Source organism: Pantoea sp. FN0305 (assembly GCF_050113845.1).
Lineage (GTDB): Bacteria > Pseudomonadota > Gammaproteobacteria > Enterobacterales > Enterobacteriaceae > Mixta > Mixta alhagi.
The window spans coordinates 246760-265465 of the sequence record NZ_JBNJSN010000004.1 but is presented as its reverse complement, the minus strand read 5'-3'; the positions used below and the strand labels follow the sequence as shown (position 1 = coordinate 265465).

Annotated in this window: 16 protein-coding genes; 10 read left to right on the top strand and 6 right to left on the bottom strand. The window is 57.5% G+C overall.

Annotation, left to right across the window (positions count from 1 at the left end):
- Positions 1 to 9 precede the first annotated feature (9 nt).
- The 4 genes from ACQE3Y_RS10290 to ACQE3Y_RS10275 form a co-directional block, all read right to left on the bottom strand.
- Positions 10 to 798, bottom strand: coding sequence for an ABC transporter ATP-binding protein (locus ACQE3Y_RS10290; RefSeq protein WP_426981590.1), 789 nt, complete (start codon positions 796 to 798; stop codon positions 10 to 12).
- Between the two features lie 11 nt (positions 799 to 809).
- The gene (gene ntrB / locus ACQE3Y_RS10285) at positions 810 to 1685 is read right to left on the bottom strand and encodes a nitrate ABC transporter permease (protein ID WP_426972787.1); all 876 of its coding nucleotides are present in this window, start codon (positions 1683 to 1685) and stop codon (positions 810 to 812) included.
- Positions 1682 to 2947: a CmpA/NrtA family ABC transporter substrate-binding protein gene (locus tag ACQE3Y_RS10280; RefSeq protein WP_426981589.1), complete on the bottom strand. Its 1266-nt coding sequence runs from the start codon at positions 2945 to 2947 to the stop codon at positions 1682 to 1684. The genes ntrB and ACQE3Y_RS10280 overlap by 4 nt, the downstream gene beginning before the upstream one ends.
- A gap of 240 nt (positions 2948 to 3187) precedes the next feature.
- Entirely contained in the window at positions 3188 to 4432 is a 1245-nt protein-coding gene (locus tag ACQE3Y_RS10275; protein WP_426972789.1) for a nitrate- and nitrite sensing domain-containing protein, read from the bottom strand.
- Positions 4433 to 4600: 168 nt separating this feature from the next.
- Here ACQE3Y_RS10275 and ACQE3Y_RS10270 point away from each other — a divergent pair, with 168 nt between their 5' ends.
- From ACQE3Y_RS10270 to ACQE3Y_RS10230, 9 genes are all read left to right on the top strand, one after another.
- Positions 4601 to 6388 carry a methyl-accepting chemotaxis protein gene (locus ACQE3Y_RS10270; RefSeq protein WP_426981588.1) on the top strand — a complete coding sequence of 596 codons (1788 nt, stop codon included), beginning with the start codon at positions 4601 to 4603 and terminating at the stop codon, positions 6386 to 6388.
- Positions 6389 to 6812: 424 nt separating this feature from the next.
- On the top strand, positions 6813 to 7268 hold the full coding sequence (locus tag ACQE3Y_RS10265; protein WP_426973073.1) for an SH3 domain-containing protein: 456 nt from the start codon (positions 6813 to 6815) through the stop codon (positions 7266 to 7268).
- Between the two features lie 85 nt (positions 7269 to 7353).
- Complete coding sequence (gene icmH, locus ACQE3Y_RS10260) at positions 7354 to 8568, top strand: type IVB secretion system protein IcmH/DotU (RefSeq protein WP_426981587.1); 1215 nt, start codon at positions 7354 to 7356, stop codon at positions 8566 to 8568.
- Positions 8568 to 10682 (top strand): type VI secretion system membrane subunit TssM, encoded by a 2115-nt coding sequence (tssM, locus tag ACQE3Y_RS10255; protein WP_426981586.1) that lies wholly within the window; start codon positions 8568 to 8570, stop codon positions 10680 to 10682. The genes icmH and tssM overlap by 1 nt, the downstream gene beginning before the upstream one ends.
- A 10-nt stretch (positions 10683 to 10692) precedes the next feature.
- Positions 10693 to 11388 (top strand): type VI secretion system-associated protein TagF, encoded by a 696-nt coding sequence (tagF, locus tag ACQE3Y_RS10250; RefSeq protein WP_426972793.1) that lies wholly within the window; start codon positions 10693 to 10695, stop codon positions 11386 to 11388.
- A gap of 35 nt (positions 11389 to 11423) precedes the next feature.
- On the top strand, positions 11424 to 12602 hold the full coding sequence (gene tagH / locus ACQE3Y_RS10245) for a type VI secretion system-associated FHA domain protein TagH (RefSeq protein WP_426981585.1): 1179 nt from the start codon (positions 11424 to 11426) through the stop codon (positions 12600 to 12602).
- Positions 12599 to 13375 carry a PP2C family protein-serine/threonine phosphatase gene (locus ACQE3Y_RS10240; RefSeq protein ID WP_426981584.1) on the top strand — a complete coding sequence of 259 codons (777 nt, stop codon included), beginning with the start codon at positions 12599 to 12601 and terminating at the stop codon, positions 13373 to 13375. The genes tagH and ACQE3Y_RS10240 overlap by 4 nt, the downstream gene beginning before the upstream one ends.
- Positions 13376 to 13569: 194 nt before the next feature.
- On the top strand, positions 13570 to 14496 hold the full coding sequence (locus tag ACQE3Y_RS10235; protein WP_426973075.1) for a hypothetical protein: 927 nt from the start codon (positions 13570 to 13572) through the stop codon (positions 14494 to 14496).
- 54 nt (positions 14497 to 14550) lie between these two features.
- Positions 14551 to 15969, top strand: a complete 1419-nt coding sequence (locus ACQE3Y_RS10230) for a serine/threonine protein kinase (RefSeq protein WP_426981583.1) — start codon at positions 14551 to 14553, stop codon at positions 15967 to 15969.
- Between the two features lie 9 nt (positions 15970 to 15978).
- Here ACQE3Y_RS10230 and ACQE3Y_RS10225 read toward each other — a convergent pair whose 3' ends face one another.
- Positions 15979 to 16656 carry a gamma-glutamylcyclotransferase gene (locus ACQE3Y_RS10225; protein WP_426972797.1) on the bottom strand — a complete coding sequence of 226 codons (678 nt, stop codon included), beginning with the start codon at positions 16654 to 16656 and terminating at the stop codon, positions 15979 to 15981.
- A gap of 292 nt (positions 16657 to 16948) precedes the next feature.
- Positions 16949 to 17179 carry a putative cation transport regulator ChaB gene (gene chaB / locus ACQE3Y_RS10220; RefSeq protein ID WP_426981672.1) on the bottom strand — a complete coding sequence of 77 codons (231 nt, stop codon included), beginning with the start codon at positions 17177 to 17179 and terminating at the stop codon, positions 16949 to 16951.
- A 391-nt stretch (positions 17180 to 17570) separates the two neighbouring features.
- On the opposite strand from chaB, the gene chaA reads away from it, so the two are divergent.
- Positions 17571 to 18668 carry a sodium-potassium/proton antiporter ChaA gene (chaA, locus tag ACQE3Y_RS10215; protein ID WP_426981671.1) on the top strand — a complete coding sequence of 366 codons (1098 nt, stop codon included), beginning with the start codon at positions 17571 to 17573 and terminating at the stop codon, positions 18666 to 18668.
- Positions 18669 to 18706 lie beyond the last annotated feature (38 nt).

Here is an 18706-nt window from a genome sequence, read left to right as displayed (position 1 = left end):
GCTGACTCCTCAGGCCGCGTGGCACTGTTTTTCATACAGGAAATGCAGGATCTGCTGACGCAGCTGGTGATAGCGCGGTTCGTCCGCCAGCGCCACGCGCGAACGCGGACGCGGCAAATCGATGGTCAGGATTTCGCCCAGCGTCGCCGCCGGGCCGTTAGTCATCATCAGTACCCGATCCGACAGCAGCACCGCCTCGTCAACGTCATGGGTTATCAGCACAATGGTGGTGTTCAGCTCCTGCTGAATACGCATCACGCTATCCTGCAAATGGGCGCGCGTCAGGGCGTCCAGCGCGCCAAAGGGCTCATCCATCAGCAGGACGCGCGGTTTCATCGCCAGCGCGCGGGCAATGCCAATACGCTGTTTCATGCCGCCTGACAGCGCTGCCGGTCGTTTATGGGCTGCATGATTCATCTGCACCCGCGCCAGGTTATGCTCAATCCACTCCCGTCGCTCCGCCCGGTTCATGCTGTGTTGAAAGAGGTGATCTACCGCCAGCGCCACATTCTCCTGCGCTGTGAGCCACGGCAGCAGCGAGTGATTCTGAAACACCATCGCCCGCTCCGGGCCAGGACCGGCAATCTCACGGTTATCACACAGCAGTACGCCATCGCTGGGCAGCGTCAGTCCGGCGATAAGGTTAAGCAGAGTTGATTTACCGCAGCCAGAGTGGCCGATCAGACTCAGCGTCTCTCCGGCGCGCACGTTAAAAGAGACGTTATCCAGCGCCAGAAATTCGCCCTCAGAAGTATGAAAGCGCTGGCTGACACTCTGCACCTGAATAATATTTTGCATGGCGTACTCCCCTATTTTTCCCAGCTAAAACGACGCGCCAGCAGCATGAGTCCCTGCTCCAGCAGCAGACCCACCACGCCGATAATAAAAATGGCGATCAGAATGTTTTCTACGTTGAGGTTGTTCCATTCGTTCCAGATCCAGAAGCCGATGCCCAGGCCGCCAGTCAGCATTTCTGCCGCGACGATCACCAGCCAGGCGATGCCAATTGAGAGGCGCACCCCGGTCAGTACCGCAGGCAGCACCGCCGGAAACAGGATTTTGCGCAGGATGGTCCATTCAGAGAGCTTCAGTACCCGCGCCACGTTGAGGTAATCCTGTGGGATACGCTGCACGCCTTCGGCGGTATTAATGATCATCGGCCAGATGGAGCAGATAAAAATGGTCCAGCTGGAGGCGGGTTCGGCGCGTTGAAACAGCAGCAGACCAATCGGCAGCCAGGCCAGCGGGCTGACCGGGCGCAGTAGCGCAATCAGCGGATTAAACATCTGCGCCAGAAAGCGAAAGCGCCCAATCAGAAAACCTGCCGGGATCCCCACCAGCGCCGCCAGCCCAAAGCCCACCGCAACACGTGTCAGAGAGGCGATAATGTTCCAGCCGATCCCCTGATCGTTAGGGCCGCCGTTATAAAAAGGATGGGCAAACAGCGTTAGCGCCGCCTGCCCGGTAGCCAGCGGCGTGGGAAAGCCGTTGCTGTTCAGCGCCGCAATCTGCCAGATGCCGAGCAGCAGCAGCAGGCCGCAGCACAACGGGATCAGCCGCTTCAGCAGCGCGTTAAGCGACCAGCGACGCCGCCGGGGACGCGGCAATGCGGGCGGCAAGACGATCACTTCCGCTACCGCAGGCGCGGTTTCTGCGCGCGGTACGATCTGAGCTTTGTTCTTCATGCGGGTTCTCCTCGGCGTTTAATGGCGAAATCATTGGCCCAGGCGGCAGGATTGCTGCCATCCCAAACGTTGCCGTCGATCAGCGTGCTGCGGCGCATCTCACTCTGCGGCACCGAAATATTGCCCACCGCGCTGGCAGCCTGACGATAAATGTCGGTGCGGTTGATGGCGCGCGCTACCGCCTGGTAATCGGGCTGCTGCTTCAGCAGGCCCCAGCGCTGTAGCTGGGTTAAAAACCACATGCCATCCGACAGCCAGGGGAAACTCACTTCGCCGTCGCGGAAAAATTGCATGCCGTGCGCGTCCTGCCAGCGACGGCCCAGACCATCCTGATACTCGCCCAGCATTCTTCCGGTAATGCTCTCCGCCCGGGTATTGAGACAGGCGCGCCCGGCTATCGCCCGTGCGGTTTCCCGCCGGTTATCCTCTGAGGCATCGATCCAGCGGGCAGCCTCCAGCACCGCAGCGGTCAGGGCACGGGCGGTGTTGGGGTTGTCCTGTACCCACTGCACGCGCGTGGCGAGGATTTTTTCCGGATGATCCGGCCAGACCTGCTGGCTGGTGACGGCGGTATAGCCAACCTGCTCGCTGATGGCGCGCTGGTTCCACGGCTCGCCCACACAGAAGCCGCTCATGTTGCCGATTTTCATATTCATCACCATCTGTGGCGGCGGCACCACCAGCAGACGCAGATCGCGGAAGGGGTCGATACCCACGCTGGCCAGCCAGTAGTAAAGCCACATGGCATGGGTGCCGGTGGGAAAGGTATGCGCGAAGCGATAAGTGCCCGGTTCGCTGGCGGCTACCCGCTTTTGCAGGCTGTTGCCGTCGTGGACGCCCTGTTGCCTGAGCTGGCTGGAGAGCGTGATCGCCTGGCCGTTGTTGTTCAGCGTCATTAAATTCGCCATCGCCTGTTGCTTACCGGCAATACCGAGATGCAATCCATAGATCATGCTGTACAACGCGTGAGCGGCATCCAGTTCGCCGGAGGCGAGTTTGTCGCGCACCGCCGCCCAGCTCGCCTCTTTCGACGGCTGCAGGTTGATGCCATGCTTTTTATCGAACCCTTTCAGGGCCGCCATAATCACCGGGGCGCAGTCGGTAAGCGGGATAAAACCCACGCGCACCAGCGGCTTTTCCGGCGCGTCAGAACCGGCAGCCCAGACCGCGCTGCCTAATCCCGGCACCAGGACACTGCCCGCCGCCAGCGCGCTGCCAACGAGAAAACAGCGACGTGACGACATAAAACGCGCGTTGCTCATTTTGTGCTTCCTGATAAAAGAGATAAAAAAAGGCGTCCATCGCAGGGAGTGAAAGCCTGCGAGCGGACGCCTTTATCCAAAGCACTCGTTTCACCGCCGTTGGCGAAACAGATGCATCCATTGTGTTAGGTTACTGCAAGCGACGTGCCAGCTTTTAAATGCGCTCCGCAGGCGGCTTTAGGAGGGTGAGCGCCAGGCGGCGCACTCTGGTGTGACATGTTACGCACGCTGATTGTGCAGCTACCTGGTATGAGGTAGCGAGAACACGGCAGCAACCTCTGTCAACGCCCGCGCAATTTCACCGACCCGCTTATTTTGATCCATGGCCATTTTGCGCAGCGTATGCCATGCCTGTTGCTCATCGCACTGGTAATGCTGCATCAACAGCGCTTTGGCCCGGTCGATCTGCTTACGCTCCGTCAGCGTGGCGTGCATCGCTGCCAGCTCATCGTCTTGCGCCTGCAGGCGCTGAGCCTGATTCTCTATCAGCGTCAGCAGCGAACGTCCCAGCTGCGGCGCAATCCCCGCTGCGTCCAGCATGCCGCCCTCCTCCAGCCAGGGGGTGTTGGTGACATACAGGCTGTAGCCTGACGGCTGCCGACATGCTTCCCATAGCGGCGCGGCATTTGCCGTTTCCAGCTGGGCAATGCCATCACGACAGGTGCGCATGACCTGCTGCCGGAGCAGCTGTTCTGTCTGCTTCATGCCATCCAGCCGCTCACTGAGCAGCTGAAACCAGCGCTGCGCATCAGCACCGCGCGTGCTCATCCCGCTACAGGCGATGCGCCGCAGCTTTTCTGTCTCCTGTCCCGCTTCAGCGATGGCGTGCCAGGCCTGCAGACTCTGCTCGTCGGCAAACTGGCAAAAGGTGCTGAAGCTGCGATCCTGACTCTCCAGCAGCGTCACCAGCTGCTGACGATCCGCTTTACTGAACGCGCCGGCGGCAAAGCCCGCCGCGCCGATTGCCCGCTCCTGCCCGGCCAGCTCTTTGCCCTGCATAAAGCTGAACAGCGCCAGCAACGCTCGTGACATGCTGTGGCTGGCGTTATCCGCCGCCTCGAATATCAAATGCAGCAGATGCCGTATCAGTTCGCTGTACTGCTCTATTGCCGCGTTATAGGGCAGCTGATGGCGCAGCACCTCTTTACGTAGCGCCGTCAGCCCGCTTAACGCCTGTAGCGTCAGTGCCACGCGCCCATAAAAACCGCTGGCGGCGGCCCGCTTTTCCGGCTCCGGCAACTGCGTCAGCATGCCGCTCAGCGCCTTATCAACTTCATCTTGCCGCCTGATCAGCTGCGGCAACGTTAAATCGCTGTCGCGGCAGAGCCAGAGCGTAGAGATGCCGCGTTCGCGCTGGAGGGCGTGAATTAAAGCGCTAATCGCATCGAGTAGCGCCTCGCTATTTAACAATTCCTGTAACGCTAACCGCTCGCTTTCCCGTGACGCTGACCAGTAACGCCAGGCATAATCGGTGGTGTTTTGCATTATCAACCGCCCCGTTAACCTTATCCCGCTCAGGATCAAGCAAAGTACGTGCCGCTTATCGCATCAGGGAAGCGATAGGTTTTGCTTATATTTCACGCATCAGTCTCAAGTTGTTGAGGCTGATAACCGATACCGTAAGAACTGATCTCGGTTTCATGAGGCTCCACCATGCTTTCTTCAATTCGTGCCCGTATTGTTGCTATTACTACCGCCTGCGTGGTGGTGGCGTTGATAATCAACGCCACGCTGAACTATCTGGTAACGGAAAAATATAATCAGCAGGCCATTACCAGCACGCTGGAAGCGGTTGCCGACAGCCATAATGCCGCGATTGCCGAATGGGTTAACAGCAAGTCCACCATGATCGCCTCGCTGCAGCCGGTGGCGCTGGAGGCCGATCCGATCCCGGCGTTCCGCCAGGTGGCGGCTGCGGGCGGCTTTACTAACGTTTATGCCGGCTACGCCAGCAAAATAGCGAAATTTTCCGATGCGACCGGCATTCCCCCTGACTTTGATCCAACGGGGCGTCCGTGGTATTTGCAGGCGCAGGCAGCCGGAAAACCGATCGTGACGCCGCCCTATGTCGATGTCACCAGCGGTAAGCTGGTGGTGGCTTTCGCCATTCCGGTAACAGAGAACGGTACGCTGCAGGCGGTGCTCTCCGGCGATGTGGCCATGGATAGCGTTGTCGCAAACGTTGGCTCTATTCACCCTACGCCCGCCAGCAGCGGCCTGCTGATCGATAAAAACGGCATGATTGTGACCACCAGCGATGCGGATATGGCGCTGAAACCGGTGAAAAATCTGCTGCCCGACCTTGACGTACCCGCCCTGCTGCGCAGCGACACGCCGGTGGCAGCACAGCTGAGCGGCGTGGACAAGCTGCTGCTGGCGAAACCGGTTAGCGGCACCGACTGGTATCTGGTGGTTGCGCTGGATCGTGCGGAAGCGTACGCCGGTATGCATTCGCTGCTTTCTGCCTCCGCGGTTTCGCTGATCCTACTGGTGCTGGTCGCCGCACTGGTAATCGGTCTGCTGATTGGCGCGCTGATGCGTCGCCTGCTGTCGATTCGTGATGCGATGCATGCGATCAGCTCTGGCGATAACGACCTGACCCAGCGCCTGCCGGTCAACGGCAATGATGAAGTCTCGCAAATCGCCAGCGCCTTTAACGCCTTTACCGATAAGCTGGCTACGGTGATGACGCAGTTGCGCGACGCCAGCGCCTCAGTGCAGGTTGCCGCCAATGAGATCGCCAGCGGCAACGCCGATCTCTCCGGGCGTACCGAGCAGGCAGCGAATAACCTGCGCGAAACGGTCAGCGCGATGGATGCGATTAGCCAGTCGGTAACCGAATCAACCCAGTCGGCAATGCAGGCGAATCAGCAGGCGGCCTCCGCTTCTGAAGCCGCGCGACGTGGCGGCGAAGTGGTCTCCAGCGTGATCGCCACCATGGAAACCATTGAACAGGCATCGGGTAAAATTGGCGATATTATCAGCGTGATCGACGGCATCGCCTTCCAGACCAATATTCTGGCGCTTAACGCTGCGGTCGAGGCCGCGCGCGCCGGTGAACAAGGACGTGGTTTTGCCGTGGTCGCCGGTGAAGTGCGTAATCTGGCGCAGCGCAGCGCGCAAGCGGCGAAAGAGATTAAAACCCTGATCGACAGCACCACGCAGAGCGTGGCGACCGGCTCACACTATGTCCGCATGGCGGGCGAAAGCATGGATGATATCGTCAGCAATGTGGCCAGCGTTTCTGAAATCATGGAAGGTATTACGCTGGCCAGTGAAACGCAGCTGCACGGCATTCAGGGCGTACATCTGGCTATTGGCAAACTGGATGAAATGGTGCAACAGAATGCCGAACTGGTGGTGCAATCTACCGCCGCTGCCGGCGCGCTGAAGTTTCAGGCTAACGAGCTGGCCGATACTGCAGGCCACTTCCGTCTGTAAATTCTGAAAGAGTTCGCCTGGCAGTGCGTGCGCGCTGTCGGGCGATATCCCTTTCCCTCTGCCCTTTCTTTTTTCGCGCATTGCATTAAGCCTGCGCCACGCCTGCTTTGCTGTCTATACTTGCCAGATAATGTTCTGACGCTGCCGTCGGGCGATGCCGCTAAGGTGACGCACGGCGCGCAAGTAACATGAGAAACAGACTCGCGCAATGGTTTGAAATCTCAAAAGTGTCAGGTAGACTGAGCCTGGTTTTATCTTTCTGTAAATCTGAGCAATTTTTCCAGCCAGCCGCGTCAAATTTCGGCAAGCATCAGGTTTGCCCGTCGCGTCTCTGCGCTACACGCTCTGGCTTTTGTCCAGATAATCTGATGAGATCGTGAGGATCAAAGTGAAAATTCGTTTCGCGCTGACATTACTCGCTGTTATGACCGTTGCTGGCTGTAAACCACCTGCACCGCCCGTCAATGACGACACGCTGGTTAGCAGCACCGTCAACGGCATGACGCTGGTCCATCGTCATGCGGTCAGTGCGCCCGGCGAGTTTACGCCGATTGATGAAAGCTATCGCGCGCTGTACAACGCTTCGGTGATGACCACGCCCGACTACGGCGGCAAAGTGGTGCGCTATCTGGAAAACGGCAAGCCTTTCCAGGTGCTGGGCAAGGTGGAAAATAACTGGCTGGCCATCGCCGAGCCTGATGATACGCAGCTTATCGGCTATGTGCCGATGAAAGCGGGCGTGCCCAGCGATCGTTATGAGCAGACGCTGCGCAACGATCGTCCGCGTCCACGCCGCGCCACTAAGCAAGTCTGTGTGGATGTCGGCGGCGCCAGTAAAGCCTGTCGCAAAGCCAATACCGCTACCTGGATCCTTGATTAAACTACGCCTGCCGGCGCATAACCCGGCAGGAACTCCCGGTTACTGCTGAAAATGGGATATTTTCGGTCTGGAATAATGTGATTCAATGACGCCTGTAGATGCTGCCCGTGAAGCACACAACACGAGCACGGATAATATATTACTGGCAGCGGCCTCCCCGCTGTTGAATACCATTGTGCATATTCGTATGGCTGCCACGCATGACGATCCGGCCGGGCTGCGCCTGCAACTGGTGGAAGAAGTGCGTCAGTTTGAAAACCGCTGCAAGCTGGCCGGGTTGCCGTTTGAAACCATTATCGGCGCCCGCTACTGTCTTTGCAGCACGCTGGACGAAGCGGCAGCACAGACGCCCTGGGGCATTCGTGGCGTCTGGTCGGGCAACGGCCTGCTGGTGACCTTCCATAACGAAAGCTGGGGCGGCGAGAAGTTTTTTCAGCTGCTCTCCCGCCTGTCGCAAAATCCGGCCCAGCATCTGGCGCTGCTGGAAGTGATCCACTATTGTCTGCTGCTGGGCTATGAAGGCCGCTATCGCGGCATCGAAAATGGCCGTCAACAGCGCGATACTCTGCGCACTCGCCTTGGACAACTGATTGCCGAAACCCGGCAGGATCAGAATACCCCCACCAGCGTGACGGTTGAGGCCAGGCCGCTCTCCAGCCAGTTCTGGCGACCGCCGGTGCCTATCTGGAGCTGTTTGCTGATTACCGCCTTAATTGCCGGGCTGATTTATAGCGGCCTTAACTGGCGGCTGGGCAGCCAGGCTGAACCGGTGCTGCGCGCTATCTATCAGGCACCGTTGCCTGAAGTGACGCTGTCACGCGGCGCGGCGACGCCGCAGTCGCTACTTAATTTACGCCAGCGCTTAAGCGATGTGCTGGCCGCAGGTCAGTTGGAAGTCAGTGATGGTGCTTTTGGCAGTAAAATTATTCTTTCCTCCGATAAACTTTTCGAACCGGGTGCCACCGCGCTGAATAGCTCAGGGCGCGCGTTGCTGATGCGTGTCGCCGACGCGGTACAGGATATTAAAGGCACTCTGCTGGTTTCCGCCTATACCGATAACCGCGTGCCGCGCACTAATCGTTTTCCGTCGAGCTATGAATTTTCTCTGGCACGGGCGAAAACCATCGCCGCCCTGCTGAATCAGCAACTCACCGCCGGACATCAGATCAAGGCGGAGGGACGCGGCGATAGCGATCCGCTCCTGCCGAACGACAGTGAAGAAAATCGCGCCCGTAATCGACGTATCGAAATTACGCTGTTCGCCGCGCCGGTGAACCCTGCGCAAAAGGAGAAGCCGTAATGAAGAAAGCATGGCCCCCGTTGCTTGCCAGTCGTCTGGCCTGGGGCTTTATCGGCATTAGCGCCTTTGCCTGCCTGATCTGGATTGTTGGCCCGCTGTTGGTCATTAACGATGCGCGCCCGCTGGAGCCGGTGTTTAATCGCCAGCTGGTGATTGGGCTCGCCTATTTTTTCTGGATCCTGATGCAGCTGATCCCCCGACTGTATAACGCCTGGTTCAATAATCGTCTACTGACGAACCTGCAGCAGCAGGCGATGCTTGACCCGGCAGAGCAACAGGCAACGGAAAGCATGCTGACCGAGCGCTTTAACGAAGCCATTACTCTGCTGAAAAAAACGCAGTTTGGCCGTAAGCGTCATGGCAGCCGCTGGCAGCGCTACAGCGCGCCGTGGCTCTATCAGCTGCCGTGGTACATGATTGTCGGCGCGCCTGGCGCCGGTAAAACCACCGCCTTGCTGAACTCTGGTCTGGAGTTTCCATTAACTGATAGCCTCGGCAAAAGCGCCGTGCGCGGCATCGGCGGCACGCGCCACTGCGACTGGTGGTTTACCGATCGCGCCGTCCTGCTGGATACCGCAGGACGTTATACCCTGCAGGAGAGCCAGCGCGCCCGCGACGCCAGCGAATGGCAAACGTTTATCGCCCTGCTGAAACGCTTTCGGGCGCGTCAGCCGATCAACGGCGTAATCATGACGATAAGCGTCGCCGATCTGCTCAGCGATGCTGCCGAAGCGCGTTATGCCCAGGCCACCGCCCTGCGGCAACGCATGCATGAACTGCATCAGCAGACCGGCATTGCGTTTCCGGTCTATATCATGGTGACAAAAACCGATCTGCTGAAAGGCTTTATGGGCTATTTCGCCACGCTGTATAAGCAGCAGCGCGACCGCATCTGGGGCTTTACCTTCCCCTGGGAGGCGCACCGCGACGGCAGCACGCCGCTTAGTGGCCATTTCGAGCAGCAGTTTACCCTGTTGCAGCAGCAGCTACAGCGCGACGTGGCGCACCGCATGGAACAGCAGAACGAGCTGATGCAGCGCGCCGATTGCTTCCTGTTCCCGCAGGAGTTCGCCTCGCTGCGTCCGCTTCTGGCAGAGTACCTGGATATTGTCTTTTCGCCGGTCGGCGGCGCGGTTGCCTGGTCGCCGCGCGGCCTGTTCTTTACCAGCGGCACGCAGGAAGGCCTGCCGTTCGATCGCATTATGGGGCAGCTGACGCGTAAACTACAGTTGCCGCGCACCGGCGAACACTCTATTGCCGCCTGGGACAGCGTGAACCGTGCCGCGCCCATTCCCGGTAACAAAGGGCAAAGTTATTTTATCCGCCACTTGCTGAGCGACCTGATCTTTGAAGAAAGCGGGCTGGCCGGCAGCGATAGCCGCTGGGAAGACCGTAATCGCCTGCTGCACTGGACCGCCTATGGCGCGATGGCCGCCGGGCTGTTGCTGGCCTGCGGGCTCTGGTTTACCAGCTATCTGCAAAACCAGCACTATCTTCAGCAGATTGCACAGCGCGTCCCGCCGTTGACACATCAGGGCGAGGAACTTGCCCGGCAAAACGCCGGCACCATTTTCGATCTGCTACCCTATTTGAATAGCCTGGTGAAGTTGCCGCAGGTAGAGCGTTTTTCCCTGGATAATCCGCCGCTCAGTATGCGGGCCGGACTCTATCGCGGCGATCAGGTTAGCGACGCCGCTGGGGTACTCTATCAGAACGCCCTGAAATCGTTGCTGCTGCCACGCGTGGCGCAGGAAATCACGCGCATTTTAGGCAGTGATAAAGGTAATGACAGCGAATTTAGCCGTAATGCCCTGCGCGCCTATCAGATGCTTTATCAGCCGCGCAATTATGACGGCGAATTCCTGCGCGGCTGGTTGATGCAGAACTTACAGCGTACCCTGCCGGCGAACGTCACCACGCACGATCTTCAGCAGCTTGACTGGCATCTTAGCCAACTGCTGGATCGGCAGATACAGTCGTCGCCTTTCGCTCGCGACAACGCATTAATTATGCGCAAGCTGGCAGCCAGTCTGGCGGACTCAACGCCGGACGGCAGGCAGTTTGTGATCGCGTCCGCAGAAACAACGCAGCGAGCGGGCAATCGGCATCAGTGAGGAAACGGTTATGGCGGAGAAATTAGCTCCGGGCTGGTATGGCAAGCTACCGGTTACCGGCGATTTCCTGCAGCGTCGGCTGTCGGATAGCCTGGTCACCGGCTGGTCCAACTGGTTTCAGCAGGGTATCACCCAGTGGCACCAGCAAAAGGTGACGGCGGAAGCCTTTCAGCGTGCACCGGTGTGGAACTTTATTATTCCAGTAACGCCCGGTTTCCAGCGCATCCAGATGGGCTGCCTGCTGCCCTCACGCGATCGCGTAGGCCGCAGCTGGCCGCTGGTGGCGGTAAAAACCTTTACCCCTGAACAGTGGCATCCGGCGCAGTTGATTATCGCCGGCGACTGGTATCGTCAACTGGGCGGCTGTTTACTGCAGGCGGTACGCGAATCGCAGCCGGTCGATACGCTGGAGCAAAACCTGCTGGCGCTGCCCCCGCTGCCAGTGCCAGAAAAACAACGCTCCGCTATTATGGACGTGATCGGTTATCAGGATCTGCCCTGCACCTTAAGCTGGCGCGAAGTCGCCGATCGCTTTAACCCACAACATTTTATCAGCTACTGGTGGAGTAACCGCTGTGACGGGTTCCCTCACGCCACGCACAAGCACAGCGGCATTTTAAACGCGCAGCTTTTTTCCCTGCTGTTTAACCCGGCCGCAGGTGCGCAGCCGGGACGTAACGGTCTTTATCCACCGATGTTTGAGTAGTGCCTTTTGTCCCGACTTTTGATGCAGGAATCATCATGCGATTTACCATTGTGCAACAGACAGGCGTGCCCTATCAGACGGTCGACTTTTTACCCCCCGGCGGGACCATTGGCCGCAGTCAGGACAATGATTTAGTCCTGCCGGATGAAGCGCGTGCCATTTCCCGCCTGCAGGCGGTGGTTCATGTTTCAGCGCAGGGTGAATGTCGATTAACCAATCACGGCAGCGTCACCAGCGTGGTGTTAAATGGACGCCCGCTGGATCGCGACAGTCAGGTTCTGCTGCAGCACGGCGATACCCTGACCATCGGCGAGTATCAAATTGATGTGCGCGATCCGCGCCATGATATCGTCAGCGAGAATCTGGCCAGCAGCTTTGATCCGCTCTCGCTGTTTCAGCAAAACGCACAGAGCTCCGATCCGCTGGGGATGGCGCACTATGATTATTCTCCGCTGGTGACCTCCACGCTGGAGCCCGTTGCCGCGAGCGACAGCGCTTCCAGCCGGACAAACGCGCACAGCGGCGCACGGCTGGATATCGACCCGCTGCCGCGCGACCGCAGCGAGCAGGCAGAAGGCGCTGAAGGCATGCAGCCATGCAGCGATGGTCGGCTGATTCAGGCGCTGTTGGATGGGATGGGGCTGGATAATCATGGCAAGGATGCATTGACTGAAGAGCAGATGCGGATGACGGGCCGCATGCTAAGCCTGTTTTCTCAGGGTACTGTCGCTCTGCTCTCTTCGCGCTCGATTCTTAAGCGTGGGGTTAAGGCTGAAATGACCATGATTCTGAATGAAGCCAACAATCCCTTTAAAATTTTACCGTCGGGCAAAACGGTGCTGATGCAGATGTACCAGAGCCAGATGCCAGGCTTTATGCAGCCGGAACAGGCGGTTCGCGATGCGCTGGTGGATTTACAGGCGCATCAGCTCGGTATGATCGCCGGGATCCGGGCGATCATCGCCGCCATGCTGCAGTCATTTAATCCGCAGCGGCTGGAAGAGAATGCGCGTCAGGATGGACAACTGCCAAAAATGCCTTTTACCGCGCATCGTAAAGCGGCGCTGTGGGACTATTTTATGCGCAGCTACCAGCGCACCGCCGGCGAGCTGGAGGATGATTTTCACTCCCTGTTTGGCGAAGCCTTTTTGCACGCCTATGACATGGAAGTGAATCAGTACAAAGACTCTCAGACGCGAACGGAGAACGAATGAATATCGCCTTTGCCATTACCTCGCAACAGGGCGAGCGTACGAACAATCAGGATCGGGTAGGCCATCTGCTGACTGAACAAAACGCCTGCTTTGCGGTGTGCGATGGCGTGGCCGGTCTGCCCGGCGGCGAGCAGGCGGCGCGCATCGCCTGCGATACGCTGCTGGATACGCTGAGTTCGCTTCCGGCGTTCACCATTCAGGCGAGCTATCAGGCAATTGAAAAAAGCGATCGCGCTATCCGCGAAGCACAGCAGATAAATCCGAAATTACAGCGTATGAGCACTACCCTCGCCGCGCTGTTTATTGACCGGACTCAACAGCTGGCATGGTGGGCGCACGCTGGGGATAGCCGCATTTATCATTTCCGCCGTGGCTACCTGAAACAGGTGACGCACGACCACAGTCTGGCGCAGCGAATGAAGGATGCAGGTTATGAAAATACCGGCATTAACAGTAATTTACTTTATAATGCGCTCGGGGCAGAAGCGATGCGCGAGGTCAGCCACAGCGAGGTGATTACGCTGGAGGATGGCGATGCCTTTTTAGTGTGCAGCGATGGCTTTTGGCTTCATCTGGCCACCGCTGAAATGGAGCAGGCGCTGCGCATGGTAAACAGCTGCGAGGAGTGGTTAACGCTGATGCAGCAGGCCATCGACCGGGCCCGCAAAAACGATAACCTGAGCGCCATCGCCATTTGGGTCGGGTCGCCGCAGGAGACGACATTATTACAGTCGCTGGCTGATTCGGCACGCCTGTTGCCGCCTCGCGATTAATTTCAAGGAGCGTTATGAAATTGCTGACCAAGTGCCTGCGCCGGGTGTCCGGCCCGATGGTAAACACGCACACAACGTCGTTCCTGACAGATTGTTCTGCGTTAACTGTAACGCGGGGCGCATTACGCCTCTGCCACCATGCCCTGCGCGCCGGGGTGACTGGCCATAAAGCAGTTATTTGGCTGCATGGCGTTATGGCGCTTTTCGTGGCCTCCGCCGCCAACGCCGAGAATTATCGCGTGGTTTACTCCCCCAGCATGGCACTGGAGGTGTTTATTGATAATGTCGCCAGCAATGCGCCGCAGGACTGGTGTAAGGAAACGCTGCATCTGCGCATTGTTTCCGGCGAAAGCAAAGATTCCACGGTGTTAACCTCCTTTTTGCCCCGCGTCGGTACCCTGCTGGCTAATCAGTGTGGAAAATTGCAGGAGCTGCCGTGGGAGATGATGGATAGCCAGGGTGCGGCGCTGGCCAGCGGAACCGCAGTGAAAGCACAAAACTGGCGGCCCATCGTTACCGCTGATGCAACCGCGACGGCAAACGCCAATAATGCTGCTCCGCTCGATCTCTCTCGCCCTGCCAACACGGAGCCGCTACAGCACTTCGAACTGCCGGGCGGCTGCCATTTCCGCACCTGGTGGGACGATAACGGTCAGTCGATGTTTATTCCCGATAATCGCAACCTGAGCTGCTCGACCGAGGGCTGGCTGGAGGGCGCCAGCGAGCTAACGCTGGTGAACAACGGCAAAAGCGAGCCGGTCACAGTGAATTTCTGGCAGGGTTATCCGCTGATCGGTCTGAAGCCGGACAACGCCACGCTAAGCATGGTAAATATCAATAACCAGCGCATGGTGGTGACCAATACCAGCGCGGAAGATAGCTGGCTGATCCTGCCTTTTGATAATCATCTTCATGTGTGGCAGTTCAGCGGCACGCTGCTGATAAAAATGGATAAAAGCACGGCCCAGGACCTTACGGCGGTCCGGGCGCGGGTGAACGCGGTGCGCAAAACCTGGTCCGGTATGCTGCCCGCCAAACAAAAGATAAACGTTATGCTGGTGGATGCGCTGCATCCCGACCTCGCCGATCCGGCGATTGGCGCATACCGCACCTTAAATTAAACGCAGGCGCGTGCCTGCAGTAAACAGGCCGTAAACGCTCAGAGAGTGGTAACTATGTCGGCAAATGAAGAACAGAATATGGTGGCTGGCGCCCTCCCGGCGGGTCATCGATTCAATGAATTTGAAATCAAGGATGTGATTGGCGGCGGCGGTTTCGGCATTGTCTACCGCGCGTGGGATCATTTGCTGGAGCGCACCATCGCCATTAAAGAGTATATGCCGGCGTCGCTGGCGATACGCAATGACGATCTTTCGCTTGGCCTGCGCAGCGAGCGATTCGGCAAGCTGTACAACGCCGGGCTGAGCAGTTTTATTCAGGAGGCGCGTCTGCTGGCGCGCTTTAACCATCCCGGACTGCTGCATGTGCTGCGTTTCTGGGAAGAGAACGGCACCGCCTATATGGGCACGCTCTGGTATAGCGGCATGTCGTTAAAAGCGTGGCAACAGCAGCATCCCGATACCATTAATGAAGAGTGGATACGTCAGCTGCTGCCTCCGCTGTTTGGCGCAATTGGCACCATTCATCAGGCGGGCTATCTGCATCGTGATATTGCGCTGGATAATATTCAAATCCAGGATAACCAGCTGCCGGTACTGCTTGATTTTGGCTCGGCGCGCAAAGAGATCGGTAACCTTTCTGACGAAACGGAGATCATGCTGAAGCCTGGCTTCGCGCCCATCGAGCAGTACAGCGAAGAGACCGATAGCGAACAGGGCCCCTGGACCGACATTTATGCGTTGGGCGCGGTGCTACATACGCTGATAACCGGCAGCCCGCCGCCAGCCAGCGTGGTGCGCTGTATCGAGGACCACTATCAGCCGCTGGCGCAGCGTCAGCCCGCAGGTTATTCCCTGTCGTTGCTGCATGCCGTGGATCGCGCTCTGATGATGAAGCCTTCCGATCGTCCGCAGTCCGTTGATGAGCTGGCGACGCTTATTTCCCTGCCGGTCAGCGATGTACAGCAGCTGGTCAGCGCCGTAAATGCGGTTCAGGAGAAAGAGCCGGAAGCAGCCACCACGCCGGAGCCGGTAGTACTGGCGGTCAATCATGGTGCTTCCAGCGCCGAGCCATTAACGCCGCGCACGCCGCGTCGTGTTTCGCTGCCGTTAATTTTGTTGAGCGGCGGCGCGTTGCTGGCGGTGATCGCTATCGCCGTTCTGGTGAACAGCGGCGGCAATAAGCAGACCAGCACCGCCCGTGAGAGCAACGCGACAACCGATGCGGCGCAACAGCAGCCGCAGGGCAGCGGGCCGACAATGGCCACGGTTTATCTCCGCTTGCGCAGTAATGAAACGGTCAGCCTGAACGGAGAAACGCTGGACGTGAAGCCGAGCAATAACGGCTATGCGGCGCTTAACCTGGCCGCAGGCCGTTATCTGATTGAAGTGCATCAGGAGGATAGCGTACACAGCCAGCAGCTGGAGATTAATCGCGCCGGCACCTGGCTCATTAATCCGGCGCGCAGCAAATAATCTGTCAGGCTAGCCCTGTAAGCTGTGATGCGAGACCTGAAGTTCGCGCACCTGCCTGGCAAGATCGGACAGCGCGGTATCTTCCATACCGCGCTGATGCAGCTCCTGCGCCAGGGAAAACAGATACTGTGCATTGGTGCCCAGCGGCCCGCTGGCATGTGCAATCAGCGGCGCGATAGTCTTTGAGCAGGTGTCCGCTTCATACAGGGGATGCCGCGGATCCATAATAAATACCAGCGCCGTGACGCGACGGCCATCTTTCAACGTCAGTTCGCGCCAGCTGGGTAAATAGCAGCCGGTCACCATTTCCCGCTTCCACAGCAGCTCCAGCTCTTCATGCAGGCGATCGTTGGGCAGCCGAAAAGCAAGCCCGCTGGTAATGCCGCCCTCTTTTAACGCCAGCATCCGTCCGGGCTGCTGTGCCGTTCCGCGTCCCACCGTTAGCCGCAGGCAAAAAGCGCGATGCCAGCCGTGCAGCGTCGCCGCCGCCACCTCTTCCGCTTCAAAAACCGGATTCCACATCAGGGAGCCGTAACCAAAAATCCATACCGGACTGTTATCAGGCCGACAGGCCAGCGTCGCTGCCAGCGATGCCGCGCGCTGTTCACAGGTCCATAACAGCGACTCCTCAATTTCGCCAAAAGCGGTTTTACAGTCTGCTTTTAATAAGAATTCGCGTGTTAACAACCTTACCTCCTTAGCCTTACCTTTCTTTCCTCTGTCGAACCGCTTTTATTTCGTTGCCGATAGCTTCGCTGTGGTTTCGTCAGGATTAAAAAGACCTTATTCATTTCCGCCAGCGCTTGCAAGCGTGAAGCCGATCACATAAGAGTACGATGTTATAAAAAGCATCGGCGGCTTAGCGCAAGTCTTGAGGGATTTAAGGGAAATTTTTTCAGCAGTTGATGCGACTCACGGCGGGAAGCAGAGTGCAGCCGATGCGGGCCGGGCGCGCGGCGCGGCGTACCCGGCGCTTAGCCTACTTTTTGGGATGCCACTTATCGTCATCGCCCTTTTCATATTTATTTTTTACCGCTGCCCATGCCACCTTATGCGCGACTTCCTCCCGTGATTCATCGTCACGGCGTTGCTTTTTATCCTTATATTCATCCCAGGCGCTGTTGAAAGCTGCCTGATAAATTTCCTGAGCATGGGCAGGCAGAACGTTTTTTACGTTGTCCGGCAGTGAAGCTGTGGTTTTATAAGGCATATTTCCTCCTGTATGAGTGAGTTTAAGTGTGGCCTGGCATTGTTTTTTGCGCAAACTGTCCAGACCAGCGCTCGCGGATTTTTTCCACAGCAGAACTGCCATAAATACCGATTTCATGGCTCTTTCCCGCTGAAAAGGTTTTATTTATTTTGCCTAACAATAATTTAACTAACTGATAAAGAAGTGCTTTAAAGGGAAATCATTTAAAAACGCCCTTTATCATGCCATTTGTGAGAACAAGTAAAAGAAAGTAAAAAACAATGCGCATTTATTCAGAGTCATTACACTGTGGGCGCTGGTAAAAAACATAACAGCGTTTAATCTTTAGAGGCTCACCATTGGGTTTCTGTAACAAGGGATGCACCGTTAAGACAGGAGAATAATATTGCCTATGGGTACGCATGACAGCAAGAAAACCCGCCATACCGAATACTCACTCTTTTTTCCTCTGGCTGCGCTGGCCGTGTTGTGGCTGTACGGTAACGCAGATACGATGCCGCTGGTTGTTTCAATTAATCTGTTAGCGCTGGCAGGGATCCTCTGTAGCGCATTTAGCGTCGTGCGTCACGCGGATGTGCTGGCGCACCGGCTGGGGGAACCCTACGGCTCGCTGATCCTGAGCCTGTCAGTGGTGATTCTGGAGGTCAGCTTAATTTCTGCCCTAATGGCAACCGGCAACGCAGCGCCTGCGCTGATGCGCGATACGCTCTATTCGATCATTATGATTGTCACTGCCGGGCTGGTGGGTTTTGCACTGCTGCTGGGCGGACGTAAATTTGCCACGCAGTACGTTAACCTCGCCGGTGTGAAACAGTATCTGATTGCCATTTTCCCGCTGGCGATTCTGGTGCTGGTGTTTCCTAACGCCCTGCCGAACGGCAATTTCACCACCACTCAGGCACTGATTATTTCCGCCATTTCTGCCGCCATGTATGGCGTTTTCCTGCTGATCCAGACCAAAACGCATCAGAGCCTGTTTATTTATGAGCATGAGGATGAAGGCGATGATGACGATCCGCATCATGGCAAACCTTCCGCGCACAGCAGCCTGTGGCACGCTATCTGGCTGGTGATTCATCTTGTAGCGGTGATCACCGTAACCAAAATGAACGCCGGGCCGCTGGAACATTTGCTGACGGAGCTGGATGCGCCGAAACAGTTCACCGGTTTCCTGATCGCATTATTAATTTTATCGCCGGAAGGTTTAGGCGCGATCAGAGCGGTGCTGGCAAATCAGGTGCAGCGCGCCATGAATCTCTTTTTTGGTTCGGTGCTGGCGACCATCTCACTCACGGTGCCTGCGGTAACGCTGATCGCCGCACTGACCGGACAAGAGCTAATTTTTGGCCTGGAGCCGCCGCATATGGTGATGATGGGCGCGGTGCTGATCCTGTGTAACATCTCGTTCTCTACCGGCCGTACCAATGTATTGAACGGCTGCGCGCATCTGGCGTTATTTATCGGCTATCTGATGACAATTATGCTGTAGTCCGGGCGCTCACCAGCGCGTAACAGCAGCAATAAAAA

Excerpts from the sequence above, each read along its gene's own strand:
- ACQE3Y_RS10290 (WP_426981590.1), bottom strand. The coding sequence starts at position 798 with ATGCAAAATATTATTCAGGTGCAGAGTGTCAGCCAGCGCTTTCATACT.
- ntrB (WP_426972787.1), bottom strand. The coding sequence starts at position 1,685 with ATGAAGAACAAAGCTCAGATCGTACCGCGCGCAGAAACCGCGCCTGCG.
- ACQE3Y_RS10280 (WP_426981589.1), bottom strand. The coding sequence starts at position 2,947 with ATGAGCAACGCGCGTTTTATGTCGTCACGTCGCTGTTTTCTCGTTGGC.
- ACQE3Y_RS10275 (WP_426972789.1), bottom strand. The coding sequence starts at position 4,432 with ATGCAAAACACCACCGATTATGCCTGGCGTTACTGGTCAGCGTCACGG.
- ACQE3Y_RS10270 (WP_426981588.1), top strand. The coding sequence starts at position 4,601 with ATGCTTTCTTCAATTCGTGCCCGTATTGTTGCTATTACTACCGCCTGC.
- ACQE3Y_RS10265 (WP_426973073.1), top strand. The coding sequence starts at position 6,813 with ATGACCGTTGCTGGCTGTAAACCACCTGCACCGCCCGTCAATGACGAC.
- icmH (WP_426981587.1), top strand. The coding sequence starts at position 7,354 with ATGACGCCTGTAGATGCTGCCCGTGAAGCACACAACACGAGCACGGAT.
- tssM (WP_426981586.1), top strand. The coding sequence starts at position 8,568 with ATGAAGAAAGCATGGCCCCCGTTGCTTGCCAGTCGTCTGGCCTGGGGC.
- tagF (WP_426972793.1), top strand. The coding sequence starts at position 10,693 with ATGGCGGAGAAATTAGCTCCGGGCTGGTATGGCAAGCTACCGGTTACC.
- tagH (WP_426981585.1), top strand. The coding sequence starts at position 11,424 with ATGCGATTTACCATTGTGCAACAGACAGGCGTGCCCTATCAGACGGTC.
- ACQE3Y_RS10240 (WP_426981584.1), top strand. The coding sequence starts at position 12,599 with ATGAATATCGCCTTTGCCATTACCTCGCAACAGGGCGAGCGTACGAAC.
- ACQE3Y_RS10235 (WP_426973075.1), top strand. The coding sequence starts at position 13,570 with ATGGCGCTTTTCGTGGCCTCCGCCGCCAACGCCGAGAATTATCGCGTG.
- ACQE3Y_RS10230 (WP_426981583.1), top strand. The coding sequence starts at position 14,551 with ATGTCGGCAAATGAAGAACAGAATATGGTGGCTGGCGCCCTCCCGGCG.
- chaB (WP_426981672.1), bottom strand. The coding sequence starts at position 17,179 with ATGCCTTATAAAACCACAGCTTCACTGCCGGACAACGTAAAAAACGTT.
- chaA (WP_426981671.1), top strand. The coding sequence starts at position 17,571 with ATGGGTACGCATGACAGCAAGAAAACCCGCCATACCGAATACTCACTC.